The organism is Microvirga sp. Mcv34 (assembly GCF_024519725.1).
Classification (GTDB): Bacteria; Pseudomonadota; Alphaproteobacteria; order Rhizobiales; family Beijerinckiaceae; genus Microvirga.
The window spans coordinates 10,991-26,025 of sequence record NZ_JALJRK010000033.1 but is presented as its reverse complement, the minus strand read 5'-3'; the positions used below and the strand labels follow the sequence as shown (position 1 = coordinate 26,025).

General features: G+C 61.6%; 15 protein-coding genes. 5 read left to right on the top strand and 10 right to left on the bottom strand.

Annotated elements, in window-relative coordinates:
- Window positions 1-744 precede the first annotated feature (744 nt).
- From OC446_RS17315 to OC446_RS17300, 4 genes are all read right to left on the bottom strand, one after another.
- Window positions 745-1,536 carry a HEPN domain-containing protein gene (locus OC446_RS17315; protein WP_262030271.1) on the bottom strand — a complete coding sequence of 264 codons (792 nt, stop codon included), beginning with the start codon at window positions 1,534-1,536 and terminating at the stop codon, window positions 745-747.
- A complete protein-coding gene (locus OC446_RS17310) occupies window positions 1,533-2,759 on the bottom strand; it encodes a DUF262 domain-containing protein (RefSeq protein WP_262030270.1) in 1,227 nt (408 codons plus the stop codon). Before OC446_RS17310 ends, OC446_RS17315 begins: the two co-directional genes overlap by 4 nt.
- A 241-nt stretch (window positions 2,760-3,000) precedes the next feature.
- On the bottom strand, window positions 3,001-3,654 hold the full coding sequence (locus OC446_RS17305; RefSeq protein WP_262030269.1) for a hypothetical protein: 654 nt from the start codon (window positions 3,652-3,654) through the stop codon (window positions 3,001-3,003).
- A gap of 269 nt (window positions 3,655-3,923) precedes the next feature.
- Window positions 3,924-4,211 carry a GIY-YIG nuclease family protein gene (locus tag OC446_RS17300; RefSeq protein WP_262030308.1) on the bottom strand — a complete coding sequence of 96 codons (288 nt, stop codon included), beginning with the start codon at window positions 4,209-4,211 and terminating at the stop codon, window positions 3,924-3,926.
- A gap of 263 nt (window positions 4,212-4,474) precedes the next feature.
- Here OC446_RS17300 and OC446_RS17295 point away from each other — a divergent pair, with 263 nt between their 5' ends.
- Window positions 4,475-5,404 (top strand): DMT family transporter, encoded by a 930-nt coding sequence (locus tag OC446_RS17295; protein ID WP_262030268.1) that lies wholly within the window; start codon window positions 4,475-4,477, stop codon window positions 5,402-5,404.
- Between the two features lie 6 nt (window positions 5,405-5,410).
- On the opposite strand, the gene OC446_RS17290 is transcribed toward OC446_RS17295, so the two are convergent.
- Window positions 5,411-6,301, bottom strand: coding sequence for a LysR substrate-binding domain-containing protein (locus OC446_RS17290; RefSeq protein WP_262030267.1), 891 nt, complete (start codon window positions 6,299-6,301; stop codon window positions 5,411-5,413).
- Window positions 6,302-6,640: 339 nt separating this feature from the next.
- Between OC446_RS17290 and OC446_RS17285 the strand changes: the two genes are divergently transcribed.
- Complete coding sequence (locus tag OC446_RS17285) at window positions 6,641-6,967, top strand: DUF1127 domain-containing protein (protein ID WP_262030266.1); 327 nt, start codon at window positions 6,641-6,643, stop codon at window positions 6,965-6,967.
- On the opposite strand, the gene OC446_RS17280 is transcribed toward OC446_RS17285, so the two are convergent.
- The 3 genes from OC446_RS17280 to OC446_RS17270 are packed head-to-tail and all read right to left on the bottom strand — an operon-like array spanning window position 6,964 to window position 10,952.
- Entirely contained in the window at window positions 6,964-7,686 is a 723-nt protein-coding gene (locus OC446_RS17280; protein WP_262030265.1) for a DUF937 domain-containing protein, read from the bottom strand. The genes OC446_RS17285 and OC446_RS17280 overlap by 4 nt on opposite strands.
- Before the next feature lie 36 nt (window positions 7,687-7,722).
- Window positions 7,723-9,102, bottom strand: coding sequence for an MATE family efflux transporter (locus OC446_RS17275; RefSeq protein WP_262030264.1), 1,380 nt, complete (start codon window positions 9,100-9,102; stop codon window positions 7,723-7,725).
- Window positions 9,102-10,952, bottom strand: a complete 1,851-nt coding sequence (locus OC446_RS17270) for a monovalent cation:proton antiporter-2 (CPA2) family protein (RefSeq protein ID WP_262030263.1) — start codon at window positions 10,950-10,952, stop codon at window positions 9,102-9,104. The genes OC446_RS17275 and OC446_RS17270 overlap by 1 nt, the downstream gene beginning before the upstream one ends.
- Window positions 10,953-11,185: 233 nt before the next feature.
- Here OC446_RS17270 and ispH point away from each other — a divergent pair, with 233 nt between their 5' ends.
- From ispH to rnhA, 3 genes are read left to right on the top strand one after another with little or no spacing between them, the layout of a single operon-like run.
- Window positions 11,186-12,145, top strand: a complete 960-nt coding sequence (gene ispH, locus OC446_RS17265; protein WP_262030262.1) for a 4-hydroxy-3-methylbut-2-enyl diphosphate reductase — start codon at window positions 11,186-11,188, stop codon at window positions 12,143-12,145.
- 3 nt (window positions 12,146-12,148) lie between these two features.
- The gene (locus OC446_RS17260) at window positions 12,149-13,114 is read left to right on the top strand and encodes a homoserine kinase (protein WP_262030261.1); all 966 of its coding nucleotides are present in this window, start codon (window positions 12,149-12,151) and stop codon (window positions 13,112-13,114) included.
- Complete coding sequence (gene rnhA, locus OC446_RS17255; protein ID WP_262030260.1) at window positions 13,111-13,578, top strand: ribonuclease HI; 468 nt, start codon at window positions 13,111-13,113, stop codon at window positions 13,576-13,578. Before OC446_RS17260 ends, rnhA begins: the two co-directional genes overlap by 4 nt.
- Window positions 13,579-13,767: 189 nt before the next feature.
- Here rnhA and OC446_RS17250 read toward each other — a convergent pair whose 3' ends face one another.
- Together OC446_RS17250 and OC446_RS17245 are read right to left on the bottom strand one after the other, a co-directional pair.
- The gene (locus OC446_RS17250) at window positions 13,768-14,250 is read right to left on the bottom strand and encodes a peroxiredoxin (RefSeq protein ID WP_262030259.1); all 483 of its coding nucleotides are present in this window, start codon (window positions 14,248-14,250) and stop codon (window positions 13,768-13,770) included.
- A gap of 39 nt (window positions 14,251-14,289) precedes the next feature.
- Window positions 14,290-15,035 (bottom strand): protein-disulfide reductase DsbD domain-containing protein (locus tag OC446_RS17245; RefSeq protein ID WP_262030258.1); only part of this gene is annotated, 746 nt, incomplete at its 5' end.

Below are 15,035 nucleotides of genomic sequence, written 5' to 3'. Positions count from 1 at the left end.
ACTCCCTTCGTCGAGACGACCACCAGCGGGAGCTGGTGGCCGGGGAGTTCAGAAGCCGCACAAGGACGACCGCGCTGCCCTTTAGGCTTTCGCCCTGGACATGCGACAGCACCTCCCCGACCGTAAGGTGGGAAGGCATCGTTGACGGCCGATACCAGCCGCCTTGTGAGGGGTTCTGACGCCCCAGAGCCGGGGACAGTTGGCTCCGGTGACGAGATAACACGTAACAGTGGTATGGGGTCAATGGGGACACTGTGCTAGTGCCTGCGCGCTCCCCGTCATTCCGGGGCGCCGCAGGCGAACCCGGAACCCATGCACACTGGCGGTGCAGACAGAGGTGCAACCCGACGCACTGTTTCCTATGACGTCGCGGTTATGTGTCTCTAAGCCTTCGGTGCTGCCCCGCGGGGCAGTGTCACACTAAATGTGCGTCCCGGAATGATCGAAAGAGGTGCTTTTGCTGGTTAGGGCCTGTTTGCAGGAGACTACTCGGGGCGATCATAGATTTGAGTACGCGCAAGTATGTACAAGAAATGTTTCGCTCAGTTGGTGCACGATCCCGCTCTGCGCTTTAAGAGTTGGGACAATGTCGCGTCGCATGGCTTTCAGATTTGCCAGTCAACTACATCTGCACTGAACCAGCATGTTCTCAGCGTGCGGAGATATTGTAAGGCTTCATTGTGCTTAGCGTATTGCCTATGATTCATCGCTCGTGTGCATATCAATTTTGGCCATTATTCTCTTTTACCAAGAGGATACGTGTCGGTGGAGCGTGTTCTTGACGGATTCTGCAAATATTTCTAGAAATTCCATATAGTCAAAGACGTAATCTACACCATATCCTGTAGAACTATTTAGAGAGTGCACGATATCATTTCGGGTTATATAAAAACTTTCAAGTTTTGCGCGAAGCTTTGGCTCAACTTCCGCTTTCTTGGTAACGCCGAAATGAGCTCTTAAACGATTTGAGTCAGATACACGCTGGAGTAAATTGCTCAATCCAATTCTAGCTGCAATCTCCTCGACTACATGAGGTCGGAAGTTTCGGCTGTGATGCGGAAAATATGCTCCATTGATTGTAGTAGCATCATTTCCAATAGGAAAGCCTGTTGCGGATTCAAGGATCGAACGGGCCTCCGTAACAACTTTCAGATCAATGGACCTTGGCTTATTTTTGGTTATGATATTTTGAGATAAGCGTAACCGCTCAATACAGATCTGCCAATATGAGCCACGAAGCGCAATCCTTATGTCTTCTGATATTGAGCTGTATTTAGATGCAATATAATTGCCACATTGTGTGATTTCTTCTCTGAAAAACTCTTCAAAACTTGATGCAAGGAATACTATGCACATAGAATTGGTAGTATTACTTGTTGTTAAGCCTATAATGGATAGGTCGACATCGGCGCGATGGGGCGTGCTGGGGAGTGGGGTTTTCGCTGAGACTTCAATTGCTACCATAATGGCGCGCAAGTGCTTAATTCGCTTTTGGAAATCCAAGAACGGACTTTCGAGGTCAATAGCAGTTATCATGCGTTTACCACACCGACAAACATCTTTTGTAAAAGATTAATCCGGTCCTTGATGTCTTGTGCGGTATTTGCGGCTCCAGTGAGCTTTCCGGTATGTGCTTGCGCTCTAAGAAGATTACTATACTGTTCTTGAATGGCTGCTTTCTTTGCACGAAGGGCATCACGATGTTCCCACAGTCGATCAAGAGCCACCATCACGCCATCATATACACCTGCGGAGGGGCGGCTGCTTGGTTTGTCGCCATCAAGGTCGAATGGGCGGCCATCGAAAAGTTCATTTGCTAGACCAAGCCTCGAAAGATACCTCTCTCCTAAGCGATCAGCTTCTGCATGTGAGATGTCTAAATAGCGCTCCATGCACTTATCAAGCATAGATTTCATGGAGCCTTGAATGTACTCATCCTGCTCCAATGCGAAGAACCTGAGGACAATCTGGCAGTCGCCCATTGTCTTATAAAGATTGTTTTTCTGCCTATCAGGTTCTTCATAGTATTCATTTGGATCTGAGTTTGTGTATTTTGGTATGCCCCAAACACTGGTAAAAACGTCATTTCGAGAGAGGCGGATGATCAGTTCATTGAATTCGCCGCCATATATTGCGTTTCTGATTTCTTGGGCGTTAAGCCTTTTTCCGCCTGTATTTAGACGCTCGAATACGAATCTTCTTAATTCATAATAGCGAGTTGTGCCCGCCTTTTTCAATTTACCCTGCGACTCCTGAAGCAGGACGATCGCAGAAATTGAGGCACGATCCAGACTGCGCTTTACGCGAGGGGGAAGCTTGCTATACCTGCGACCATTCAAGTCTGATAATACGGTTAGACCACGAAGTGCAAAATCGCCTTCGAGAAACTCTTTGATTGCATTGAGACGCTGCTGACCGTCCATAACCTCATAACGAGCTAGATCGTTCTCAAAAAAGAACACTGGAGGGATCGGGACGTTCAGTAGTAGTGATTCAATCAAAAGAGACTTTTGAGTTTCGGTCCATCTCAAGCGCCTTTGGTATTCGGGGCGCAAGTTGACAGCGTCTCCGCCCATAATTAAGTCGCGGATTTGAGGAATAAGAAAATTATTAGACTGATATACGACCCTAAACGGCTGGCTGCTGAATTGTGCTTCAATATCACTGTCAGTCGAAGTGTGTTCTTCGATTTGGGCCGCTTCCGACTCTTCCTCATTGAGCTCGTCAAGAAGTCTTTCATTTGTATTTTCCGCGATCATGTCTGCCCTTTTACTATTTTCATCCATACTCATTTAGGAGTTTGGAGATTTTGGTCCGCTTATGTTTATCGGACTAATGCTTTGCTGGGAAGGTCAAGCGTCTAAGTGGAGATTGGAAGCTCACATTTACCGGTTTGCATTCGCGAGTGCTATATAAACCCACTACGTTCCCACAACACGAAACTTTCTTTGGGTTAATAGTAGAGGAACGCAAAATTTCACCCTCATCGATATCTTCCATCTAAATCCCCTCGCCATTCATGAACCACCATTCCCGCACCTCCCAGCCATAGCCTTCCTCGCGCTGGATGCGCTCCAGATGGGCGGCGAGTTCGTCGCGCAGCTCGTGGAGGCTGCGGCGGGGTTTGGGGGCGTCGATCTCGTATTCGGATCCGGGCTCGTCGCCGGCAGGAGGGGACGGGCGGGCGTGCCGGTCGATCTCGCCGAGGGTGCGGGTGAGGCGGGCGAGGGTCTGGAGGGAGCGTTCGGCGCGCTCGATGGGCTGGGTCTCCAGGATCTCGGCATGGCGCTCCGCGAGGCTCCAGAGCCGTTCGACGATGTGCTCGCGCGGATGGGCCGAGGCGGCGGGGCGGCGCCGCGGGGCCGGGGAGGATTGCGGGGCGTCGTTGCGCCGGGGCGCGGGCGCCGAATTGCGCCGGACGATGGCGGGCGGCGGAGCCGACCCCGCCGGGCGTGTCCAGCCGCCTTCCTTGGCATAGCGCGAGATGGTCGCGGGCGAGATGCCGAGTTCCTGGCCGATCTTCTTGAACGGGCGGGTGGTGCATTCCACCCATTCGCGCAACAGGACAATCCGTTCCGGGGGGAGCTTTACCCGGAACCCCGACGAACTCGCGTGGTCCGGGTCGGGCGGGACAGGGGAAGAGGGAGAGGTCATGGCAATCGGTCTTCGACATTCAAGAACAAAAGATGAACATTATAATGTGAGGAGCGGAGCCGTCAAGGCTGGGCTGCCGCCGTCATTCCAGGGCGCGCCTGCGGCGCGAACCCGGAACCCATAACCTCGACATAGAAAGCAAGAGCGAGCAGCGTCACGCGGCCTTCTGCAATCGTTAGTGGGTATGGGTTCCGGGTTCTCGCTCACGCTCGCCCGGAATGACGGGACGGTGGCTCCGGAATGACGGGGAGGGACGGAAGGGCCGTGGTTCACCGATTCAAGCTGGCATAAAGGTCCGACCAATCGGGGTTCATCTCCTCGATCAGGGTGATCTTCCAGTCGCGGCACCACTTCTTGAGGCTTTTCTCGCGGGCGATGGCCTCGTCGATCCGGTCGTAGACCTGGTACCAGACGAGACGGGAGACGTCGTAGCGGGCCGAGAAGCCGGGAACGCCTTTGCGTTTGTGCTCGTCGACTCGCCGCGCAAGATCGTTCGTCACACCCAAGTAGAGCGTGCCGTGGCGGCGGCTCGCGAGGAGATAGACGTAATAGGGCATAGGCTTCTCACATGGCGGCGCCATGATATGAAGTTTCGTTCTGCCTGCAATATCTCAACCCTTTGGTCCGATCCCGTTGGAACGCCCGTTTCAGCCGTTCCAACCGTTCCAGCGCCGTTTCAGCGGGGCGTTCCAGGAGTTTCCCTTGGGGAATTTCTTGGAACGTTTCATCACCGTTCCAAGGGCAATCGATCAGTTATCATCATTTGTGCTGATGCGTTCGCGGGCGTATTCCGGGGCCTTCGAGAGGGGACGGGAATGCCATGAGCCACGCGAGCGCCGCCATGCCGGGTCAGAGCCTGAAGGGGCTCGACGGGACGACCCTGGGGCTTTACGCCGCCACCGTCTTCCTGTGGGGCGTGAGCTGGATCGGGATCCGGGCGCAGCTCGGGGTGGTGGCGCCGGAAATGTCGGTGCTGTGGCGCTTCCTGCTCGCGGCCGCGCTCATGTGGGCCTGGGTGCTCGCCACTGGGCACCGGGTGCGCTTTCCGGCGGCCGATCACCTGCGCTTCGCGGCGGTGGGGTGCTGCCTGTTCTCGTTCAACTTCATCTCGTTCTATTACGGCGGCTTGAGCGTGCCGTCCGGGCTGCTCTCGGTGGTGTTCTCGCTCGCCTCCGTGTTCAACCTCGTGCTCGGCTTCCTCGTGTTCCGGCAGAGGGTCGAGCCGCGCGTGGCGCTCGGCGGCGTGGTCGGCGTCCTGGGAATCCTGTTCCTGTTCTGGCCGGAAATCACCGGCGCGGGCTTCAACGCGGCGGCGCTCAAGGGCCTGGCGCTCTGCGTGATGGGCACGCTGTTCTTCTGCTCGGGCAACATGATCTCGACGACGGTGCAGCGCCGGGGCGTGCCGCTTCTCTCCGCCACCGCCTGGGGCATGACCTATGGCTGCGCGGTGCTGCTGGCGCTGAACCTCCTGCGCGGCAACGCCTTCATCATCGAGCCGACGGCGAAATACATCGGCTCGCTCATCTATCTCTCCATCGGCGCGTCGGTGCTGGCCTTCATGTCCTACCTCACCCTGCTGCGGCGCCTCGGGGCCGCGCGGGCGGGCTATGCCACGGTGCTGTTTCCGATCGTGGCGCTGACCGTCTCGACCCTGCTCGAAGGCTATGTGTGGACGCCGCTCGCCGTGATCGGCGTCGTGCTGGCGCTCGCCGGCAACGTGCTCGTGCTGCGCCGGCCGGCGGCGAAGTAGGCGGGATCACTCGGCCGCAAGCGGCGCCATCGCGCGGGTCGAGCCGAGGTTGTCGAGCGACTGCTTGATGTGGAAGCCGAGCGCGTCGGCGAGGGGGTTCTCCTCGCCCCGGGCGCGGATCAGGCCGATCTTGCACGAGGGCAGGGCCGGGAAGCCGTCGGACGGCCCGAGGATCCGCATGCCGGGCCGCACGGCGCTCTCCGGCAGCACCGACACCGCCAGCCCCGCCAGGACGGCCGCGCCCACGGCGGTCGAGTGGTAGCTCACATAGGCGACGCGGAAGGCGCGGTCGGCGCTTTCCAGCGCCTCCGTGGCCGAGTGGCGCCAGTCGCAGTTCGGGCGGCCGAGCGCCAGCGGCACCGGGGTTTCCTCGTGCACCCCGTGCCGGGCCGAGGTCACCCACAGAAGCTGCTCAATGCGCACGATCTCCGACGGGCCGCGCCGGTCCACATGGGTGATGATCGCCAGGTCGATGTCGCCGTGCTGCACGCGCTCGATCAGGTTGTGGCTCGGCTCGCACATCACCGTCACCTCGGCCTTCGGGTTGGAGCGCGAGAAGCGGGCCAGGATCTCCGGCAGGTAGCGGTCGGCGTAATCGTCGGGAAGGCCGAGGCGCACCCGGCCGGTCAGCTCGTGCTCGTTGAAGGACGCCATGCATTCCGCGTTCAGCCGCACGATCCGACGCGCGTAGTCGAGCAGGCGCTCGCCCTCGTCCGTGAGCTTCGACAAGCGCCCGTCGCGCTCGAAGATGGCCCGGCCGACCCGGTCCTCCAGCCGCTTCATCTGCATGGACACGGCGCTCTGCGTCTTGTGCACGATCTCCGCCGCCCGGGTGAACGACCCCGTATCGGCAATGGCCACGAAGGTCCGGAGCTGGTCGATATCAAGCAGATGCATAGCAACACCCTCATCATCAATCAAGTTGATGATACATATCTCAAACAATCGTTTCAAGTGATGATAGTTGCCTGGTACGATCTTCATGTCCTGAAAAAAGCTAGGTGAATCAATGGGTTGTCTGGAAGGCCGCGGACATGGGCTTCCATGGAAAATCGGGAACGCCGTGGAATGTTAACCGGAACGTATGCTGGAACGCGCTGAAACGTTCCAGCGAAACTTCCTGAAACGCTCCTGGAACAGCCGTTGAAACATCCTGAAACGCCTCGAATGCCTGGAATGCCCGTTCCACAGCGTTCTAAAGCCGATGAATCGAACGTGAGAGCACGGAGATCTCCGATGAAACGGTCTACATTACCATCAACGGCCTTCTCGGGAACGGCCACCCTTGCGCTGGTGGCCCGTACGCTCACGAATTTCCTCGTCGCGCTGAAGCATCGCCGGGAGGTGAGGCATCTGGCCGAGTTCGACGATCGGATGCTCGCGGATATCGGCCTGACCCGGAGCGATGTGACGGGTGCGCTCGACGAGCCCCTCATCCGTAACCCGTCATGGGTGTTGGTTCGAAGTGCGGAGCGACACTCTCGCGCCGAGAGACCCGACTATCCGGCGAAGCCGGTCCGACCCGTGGTTCCCATGGTGACGTCGATCAAGCGTTGCGCCTAACCCTTCTTGTCCTGGCTCTGCCAGGCATCGGTGAAGATTGACTGCAGGGACGCGAGATATTGCAGCTGCATATCGCGTCCCTTTTCCATCATCTCGTCGAAGGACGGGGCGGCAGGGAGTTCCTCCTGCGGAGCCTTGGGAGGCGGCGTCTTGAGAACGCTCGCCATCATGTCCTCGAACGGGTTGGCATGCTTCTTCTCAGGCGTCGTTGCCGTCATCCATCCGGCCCAGAGATCGGCCCAGGGATTGGCACCCCCGGGCTTGTCCTTCGAGGACGCGAAGGATTGCAGAGCCTGTGCGTGCGCGGCCATCCAGTGCGACATGCCTCCGGCCATGATGCCCGCCAGAAGCGGCAGCAATTGCTGCATGGTCTCGGTGCTGATCCCCGCATAATCGGCGGCCTGATGGGCCACGCGGCGGCTGACTTCGTCGGAGCCGAAGAGCTGGTCCAGCAGCCGCCTGCCCTCCTGCTGCGCCTGCGGCGTGAAGGGGCTCCCGGCGGCCTGCCAGAAATTCTGGAAGGCGCCGCTCATCATCGGCTGGAAGAAGCGGGCCGGGTCGCTGGACGCGGTGGCGTGCTGCAGCGCCATGGTGAAGGCCGGCATGAAAGCCGCCATGGTCTTCTGGGTCTGATCGCCCGACAGGTTGAACTGCTGTGCGAGGGAGGCCAGGGCTGCACTGGTCTGGGCTTGCCGCATCAGATCGAACCAGTTGAACATGGCAGCCTCCTCGAATGCGAAACGCTCTGCAGGATATCACATCGCGAGGACAGCTTGCCTCTCCAAACGCCGGATTGTCCAGAACGCAGTGATGACGGCCGCAATCCCAAACACCACGGACCCCGCCCCGATCCCCACGAGGGCACCCTTGGGCCCGCCGATTTCCGCGCCGAAATAGGCGAAGGGGATCATCCCCAGGGTGGCCCGGCCCCAGTTGAAGAAGGTAGAAAGCAGCGGATAGCCAAGGTTGTTGAACGAGGCGTTCGCCACAAAGACCAGGCTGACGAAGAACCAGATGAAGCCGCTGAGCTGGCAGAAGACCTGGACAATCTCGGCGGTCGCCGGAGGTGCATTGAAAGCCCGCGTGATCGGAACCTGCACGAGGACAAGGATCAGCCACACGCTGCCCACATAGACGATGGTAAAGGTCAGCGCGTCCCTGAGCGTCTGCTTCATGCGGTCGTAGCGTTGCGCACCCCAGTTCTGCCCTAGTACCGGGCCGATGGCGCCGGCGAGCGCGAAGACTCCTGCGAACGCCACCGGCGTGACCCGGTCGATGATCGCGGACGCGGCAATCGCCTGATCGCCGAACCGGGCCATCACGCCCGTGAAGAACGCATTGGCCGCGGGCGCCGCGATGTTGGTGAGAACGGCCGGAATCGCGATGGCGAAGAACGGTCGTGCGTCTGCGACGAGCGCAGCCCAGTTGGGGCGCTTCAGCAGGTCGTGAGCCCGCGTCAGAAAGAGGAAAGCCACATAGACATAGGCGACGCGTGCGATGTTGATAGTGATTGCCGCGCCGTTGGTCTTCAGGCCCAGCCCGAAGATGAGGATGGGATCGAGGACGACCGTGACGGCGGCGACGGACAAGGTCGCGTACATGCTGCGCTTGGCATCGCCCGCCGCGCGCAGGACGGTGGAAAACGCCATGCCGATAGCCATGAGAACGTTGGTCGGCAGCGCGATCCAGAGGAAGTTCCGTGCCACTTCGTAGGTCTGCTCGCTGGCGCCGATCGTGGTCAGAATCGTGGGCAACAGGGGCAGGATGATCAGGCTGACCATGGCGGCGACAGCCGCCATGAGAATGCTGCACGACGTCGCCAACCGGCGCGCGTCCTTTGGCCTGCGAGCCCCGAGAGCGCGGGAGACGAGCGCCCCGATGGGGATCATCAGGCCCACATTGATCGAGACCGTGAAGAACATCACCACAGTGGCGAGGCCGACGCCGGCCGTCAGGCTCGGGTCATTCAGCCATGATATGTACAATAGCGATACCAGGTCGACGATAAAGATCGCCACGAGGCCGGCTGCTCCGGTTCCCGTCATGACGAGAACATGGCGCATGGTCGAGCCGACGACGAAGCGCGGCGGCTCGCTCGGCGGATCGGCCGGTTTCACTGAGGGACTGGAATCCATCACAACACGCCTTCGCCGAGAATATCTCGCGTCTCGGGACTGAGAGCCCTGGCCCGGCCCGTGGGAACGGTGAGTGGCTCGGGCGTGATCTTGGACCCTACAACCAGTTCGGCGCCGCCCATGGAGCCGACTTCCTTCTGCAGCACGAGGCGCGCGATATCGCGCTTGCGCACGTCGTTGGCCGCGGACGCGGCGGCCTCGGGCTCGGTCCCGAGTTCCTCGAGGGCGGCCCGTCCGAACACGATGGCGGATTCGAACACCTCGCGGATCTGGTAATCCACGTCGCGGTTCATGAGTTCGATGGCGTGGATGCGATCGAACGCGCGGACGAAGCTGCGGGCATTCTGGAAATTCTCGTGAATGATCTCGATGATCTTCAGAATGGCATCGTGATCGTCGATGCAGATACAGATCATCTCGGCCTTTTCGGCCCCGGCGGCGCGCAACACGTCGAGGCGTGTTCCATCGCCGTAATAGACCTGCAGCCCGAAGCGTCCCGCATCGCGAATGCGCTCCACATCCTTGTCGATCACGGTCGCTTCGATGCCCTGCGCGAGAAGAACCTGATTCACGATCTGACCGAAGCGACCGAAGCCTATCACGAGGACGCGGCTTTCGAGTTCGCCTTCCTGACCGAGAAGGCCCGAATCGTCGGGCTGTTCCTCGTTCCCACCGGCCTTGGCGACCATTCTCTCCACGAAGGTCGACAGGAGCGGACCCAGCAGCATGGTGATGGCGGCGAGCGCCGTGACGGGCTGCGCCTCGGCCGTTGACATGAGGCCCAGGCCCGTTGCGACGGGAAGGAGGACGAAGGCGAATTCGCCCGCCGTGCACAGCAGCGCTCCTGAGCGCAGCCCATCGCGCCAGCTCGCGCCGAACAGCCGCGACAGGAGGGCGATGAGAAGGCTCTTGCCGATGATCACGGCGGGTGTCGCGAGGGCGAGCAGCAGCCATTGCTCGCGGACGAGGGCGAGGTCGATCGACATGCCCACACTCATGAAGAACAGGCCGAGCAGCATGCCGCGGAAGGGTTCGATATCGGCCTCGAGCTGGTGCCGGAAGTTCGATTCGGCGAGCAGCAGCCCCGCCAGGAACGCACCCATCGCCATGGAGAGCCCAACCTCCTGCATGAGCAGGGCGGCGCCGAGCACGACGAGCAGGGCCGAAGCGGTCATGACCTCTCGGGCGCCGCTGCGGGCGAGGATGCGGAAGAAGGGGTTGAGCCCATAGCGGCCGATCAGCACGACCGCCCCGATGCCGAGCAGCGCTTCGCCGACGGAGAGGAGGCGGTCCGTGAGCGAGCCGTGCTCCGCGGCCGCGCCCGAGGCGAGAAGCGGCAAAACGGCCAACAGGGGAACGACCGACAGGTCCTGGAACAGCAGGATCGCGAAGGAGCGCTGGCCGTAAGGCGTCTGCAGGTCGTTCCGCTCCCCGAGCATCTGTAGGGCGATAGCCGTGGCCGAGAGCGCCACGGCCGCGCCGGTGACGAATGAGGCCTTGGGCGTGAAGCCGATCGCATAGGCCGCGCCGCCGAGGCAGAGGGTGGTCACGGCCAATTGGGCGAAGCCGAGGCCGAAGATGTCCCGCTTCATCTCCCAGAGATGGGACAGCTTCAGCTCGAGGCCGATGATGAACAGGAGCAGCACCACGCCCAGTTCCGCCACGGTGGCGATGGTCTGCGGATCCTCCACCAGGCTCAGGCCCGACGGGCCGATGGCTACGCCGGCCGCGAGATAGCCCAGGACGGCGCTCAAGCCCAGGAGCCGGAACACGGGCACGGCCACGACGGCCGCCCCGCAGAAGGTCAGGACGGGCGGCAGGAAGCTGACATGGGAAGCGGTGGAGGCCATGGATGATCAGGGACGTGAGGGGCTGCTTCACCTTTCTAGGGATTATGAGGAGCGAGGGCGAGTGTTTCTTGCCGAGCAATGCCGTGTTTTGTGCCGTGCCGCACAGGGTGGTGAAAAAGCCTCCCCTTTCCCTCTTCCGTTCGGAGAGGGGACAGGGATGCCAAGTCCTCCGCCGCGAATAAGCGTCGCTCCCGCTTGACAGGAGGGGCTTCGTCTCGCCACATCGCCGGATCATGACGAAGCCCTCTCTCGACATTCTGCTCTGTGCCCCGCGCGGCTTCTGCGCCGGGGTCGTCCGTGCCATCGATGCGGTCGAGAAGGCGCTCGCGATCCATGGGGCGCCGGTCTATGTGCGCCATGAGATCGTGCACAACAAATATGTCGTGGAAAACCTGAGGCGGAAGGGCGCGGTCTTCGTCCGGGAACTCGACGAGGTGCCCGACACGAAGGCTCCGGTGATCTTCTCGGCCCATGGGGTTCCCAAGGCGGTGCCGGAGGCGGCGCAGGCCCGCAACCTTTTCGGGATCGACGCCACCTGTCCACTTGTGACGAAGGTGCACCGGGAGGCGCAGGTCCATTACAAGCGGGGCCGCCAGATCATCCTGATCGGCCATGCCGGCCACCCGGAGGTGGTCGGCACCATGGGCCAGTTGCCCGAAGGCGCTGCCACCCTGGTGGAGACCGTGGACGACATCGCCCGACTCCATCCCCTAGACCCGGATAATCTCGCCTTCGTCACCCAGACGACTCTCTCGGTCGACGACACCCAGGACATGGTGGATGCCCTGAAGGCCCGGTTCCCGTCCATCGTCGGCCCGCACAAGGAAGACATCTGCTACGCCACGACGAACCGTCAGGGCGCGGTGAAGCGCGTGGCGCCCCAGGTCGATGCCATGATCGTGGTGGGGTCGCCCAATTCATCCAATTCCCAGCGCCTGCGCGAGGTGGCCGAACGAGAGGGGTGCCCCCTGGTCCGGCTGATCCTGCGGGCCGAGGACATCGATTGGAGCCTGTTCGGCTCTATCCGCAGTCTCGGCATCACGGCCGGGGCCTCCGCGCCCGAGATCCTGGTCGAGGAGATCATCGATGCCTTCGCCGAGCGCTTCGAGGTGTCGGTCGAGAGCGTGTCGACGGCGGATGAGAGCGTGTTCTTTCCTTTGCCTCGCGAGCTTCGTGAGCAGGCGGCGGAGTAAGCGGTGGCGGTCTATACGGAAGTCAGCGACGAGGAGCTCTCGGCGTTCCTCGAAACCTACGACATCGGCACGGTCCTGTCCTACAAGGGCATCGCCGAGGGCGTGGAGAACACGAACTATTTCCTTCACACCACGAAGGGCTCCTACATCCTCACCCTCTACGAGAAGCGGGTGCGGGAGAGCGATCTGCCCTTCTTCCTCGGGCTGATGCAGCATCTGGCGCTCAAGGGGCTCAACTGCCCGCTTCCGGTCGACAACCGCCGGGGCGAGGCCCTGGGCCGGGTCGCCGGGCGGCCGGCCGTCATCATCACCTTCCTCGAAGGCATCGCGGTGCGCCGCCCCACGGCGCAGCATTGCGGCGCCCTCGGGGCGGCTTTGGCGAAGCTGCATCTGGCCGGCCGGGACTTCTCCCTGCAGCGGCCCAACGCCCTGTCCCTTGATGCTTGGGCCCCGCTCTTCGCGCAGGCCGAGGCTCAAGCCGATACGGTGTCGCCGGGCTTGGCCGAGCGGACGCGGCGGGAACTCGCGAGCCTCGCGGAGGCATGGCCCCACGACCTGCCGTCCGGCATCATCCATGCGGATCTGTTCACCGACAACGTGTTCTTCATCGGGGCCGAGGTCTCAGGGTTGATCGACTTCTACTTCGCCTGCACGGATGCCTTCGCCTACGACGTCGCGATCTGCCTCAATGCCTGGTGCTTCGAGATCGACGCCTCGTTCAACCTCACCAAGGGCCGGGCGATGCTGGCGGGGTATCAGAGCGTCCGCAGGCTCGACGCGGACGAGGTCGAGGCCCTGCCGGTCCTCTGCCGCGGCTCGGCCATGCGCTTCATGCTGACCCGCCTGGTGGACTGGCTCAACGTGCCGCCGGGGGCGCTGGTCAAGCCGAAGGACCCGCTGGAATACGACCGAAAACTTAACTTCCACCGCCATGTGAAGCATGCGCGCGAATACGGACTCGAAGCATGAGCGCCCCGGAACGCATAACGATCTACACGGACGGCGCCTGCTCGGGGAATCCCGGACCGGGCGGATGGGGTGCGATCCTGATCTTCAAGGGCAGCGAGAAGGAGATCTCCGGCGGGGAGGCTCACACCACCAACAACCGCATGGAAATCCGTGCCGCCATCGAGGGGCTGAATGCCCTCAAGCGGTCCTGCGCGGTGGATCTGTTCACGGATTCGCAATATGTGCGCCAGGGCATCACGCAATGGATGCACAACTGGAAACGGCGCGGCTGGCGCACGGCCGACAACAAGCCGGTGAAGAACGAGGATCTCTGGCGCGCGCTCGACGAGGCCGCTCGCCGCCACGACGTCGCATGGCATTGGGTTAAGGGACACGCGGATGATCCGACTAATATCCGCGTCGACGAATTGGCCGTCGCCGCCATGAAGCCCTTCAAGAAGAGCGGCCGGAGAGTGGGCGCCTGACCTTTCGGGGCTCGTCCTTTCCAACGTGATGGCCGGCCCTATGCCGGCCATCTCAGGATGATGAAAAGTGCTCCACTGTCATCCCCGGCGAGCGAAGCGAGGGAAGGGGATCCAGGGTTCGGAGCGTGCAGATGGATTCCCTTCCCCTCCGCTGCGCTCCGGCCGGGAATGACACCAGGAGTCTAAGGATCAGAGATCCTTCATGATGTTGTCGGCGCCGGAATGCTGCGCCTTGGAGGGGGCGTCCTCCACGTTGATCGCCTTCACGACGCCGTCGTCGACGACCATGGAATAGCGCTGGGAGCGCGTGCCGAGGCCGAAGCCCGTTCCGTCCATGGACAGGCCGATGGCCTTGGCGAAGTCCGCGTTGCCGTCCGACAGGAACTCGATGCCCTCGGCGCCGGAGGCCTTGCCCCAGGCTTCGAGAACGAAGACATCGTTGACCGAGGTCACCAAGATCGCGTCGACGCCCTTGGCCTTGATCTCGTCCTTCTTGTGCACGTAGCCGGGCAGGTGGTTGCGGTGGCAGGTCGGCGTGAAGGCGCCGGGCACGGCGACGAGAACCACCTTGCGGCCTTTGAACAGGTCATCCGTCGTCTTGGCCACGGGCCCATCGGGCGTCATGATGCGGAAGGTGACCTGGGGAAGGCGTTCTCCAACCTGGATGGGCATGGGCTAATCTCCGAACTGAAACCGATAGGGTGTCTTTCCCTAGCGCGGCTGCCCGTTGCCGTCGAGGCTGAGTTCCGTCTCGATGGCTTTGTCCCCCGCCACCAGCGTCAGGCGCACGGAAGCGGGCCACTGGGCGTCCTTGGGCTTCTCCTCGACCGTCATCGTGAAACGGTTGGCATCGTCGGGCTGGGAGGTCGAGAAGTACCAGTTCTCCGGCCCCTCGGCGAAGAGGGAGGGCTTGGCTCCGTCCGGAGCGCGGACCGTCACCGAGAAGGTCGGCTTATCATTGGCGACAGGCGCGACCGCCAGGACGGACAGGTCCGACGCCTCTCCCAGTCCCTGCGGGCGCGGCACTTTCGCCAAGGCCGCCTCGATGGCGCGGCGGTCCGGGCCGTCGACCGTCAGGTCCACGCTCATGTCGGCCTGGGCCGGAATGCAGATGTCCTTGCACACCCCGTAATCCGCCGTCATCACAAGTCTGACCGGCTTGGCCCTGTCCCGGGCCTTGACGACAACCGGCAGCACGACCCGTTTGCCGTAGACATAGGCCACGCCCGCCGCATCCTCATGCCGGTACGGGGCAGGATAGCGGATCTCCACATCGGCCACGTTCTCGGACCCGGACCAGTCGAACCGGGGAGGGAGGCCGGAATCGCCCGGATTGCGCCAATAGGTCTTGAAGCCGGGATCGAGGGTGATCTCGATTCCGGCCAGCCAGGCGTCGCCCTGCTGCCCGCCCGAGATCAGGCGGGCACGGGAGTGGAAGCCCTGGGCAGAGGCGGGTG

Coding starts and splice junctions, on each gene's coding strand:
- OC446_RS17315 (WP_262030271.1), bottom strand. CDS start 1,536: ATGATAACTGCTATTGACCTCGAAAGTCCGTTCTTGGATTTCCAAAAG.
- OC446_RS17310 (WP_262030270.1), bottom strand. CDS start 2,759: ATGATCGCGGAAAATACAAATGAAAGACTTCTTGACGAGCTCAATGAG.
- OC446_RS17305 (WP_262030269.1), bottom strand. CDS start 3,654: ATGACCTCTCCCTCTTCCCCTGTCCCGCCCGACCCGGACCACGCGAGT.
- OC446_RS17300 (WP_262030308.1), bottom strand. CDS start 4,211: ATGCCCTATTACGTCTATCTCCTCGCGAGCCGCCGCCACGGCACGCTC.
- OC446_RS17295 (WP_262030268.1), top strand. CDS start 4,475: ATGAGCCACGCGAGCGCCGCCATGCCGGGTCAGAGCCTGAAGGGGCTC.
- OC446_RS17290 (WP_262030267.1), bottom strand. CDS start 6,301: ATGCATCTGCTTGATATCGACCAGCTCCGGACCTTCGTGGCCATTGCC.
- OC446_RS17285 (WP_262030266.1), top strand. CDS start 6,641: ATGAAACGGTCTACATTACCATCAACGGCCTTCTCGGGAACGGCCACC.
- OC446_RS17280 (WP_262030265.1), bottom strand. CDS start 7,686: ATGTTCAACTGGTTCGATCTGATGCGGCAAGCCCAGACCAGTGCAGCC.
- OC446_RS17275 (WP_262030264.1), bottom strand. CDS start 9,102: ATGGATTCCAGTCCCTCAGTGAAACCGGCCGATCCGCCGAGCGAGCCG.
- OC446_RS17270 (WP_262030263.1), bottom strand. CDS start 10,952: ATGGCCTCCACCGCTTCCCATGTCAGCTTCCTGCCGCCCGTCCTGACC.
- ispH (WP_262030262.1), top strand. CDS start 11,186: ATGACGAAGCCCTCTCTCGACATTCTGCTCTGTGCCCCGCGCGGCTTC.
- rnhA (WP_262030260.1), top strand. CDS start 13,111: ATGAGCGCCCCGGAACGCATAACGATCTACACGGACGGCGCCTGCTCG.
- OC446_RS17250 (WP_262030259.1), bottom strand. CDS start 14,250: ATGCCCATCCAGGTTGGAGAACGCCTTCCCCAGGTCACCTTCCGCATC.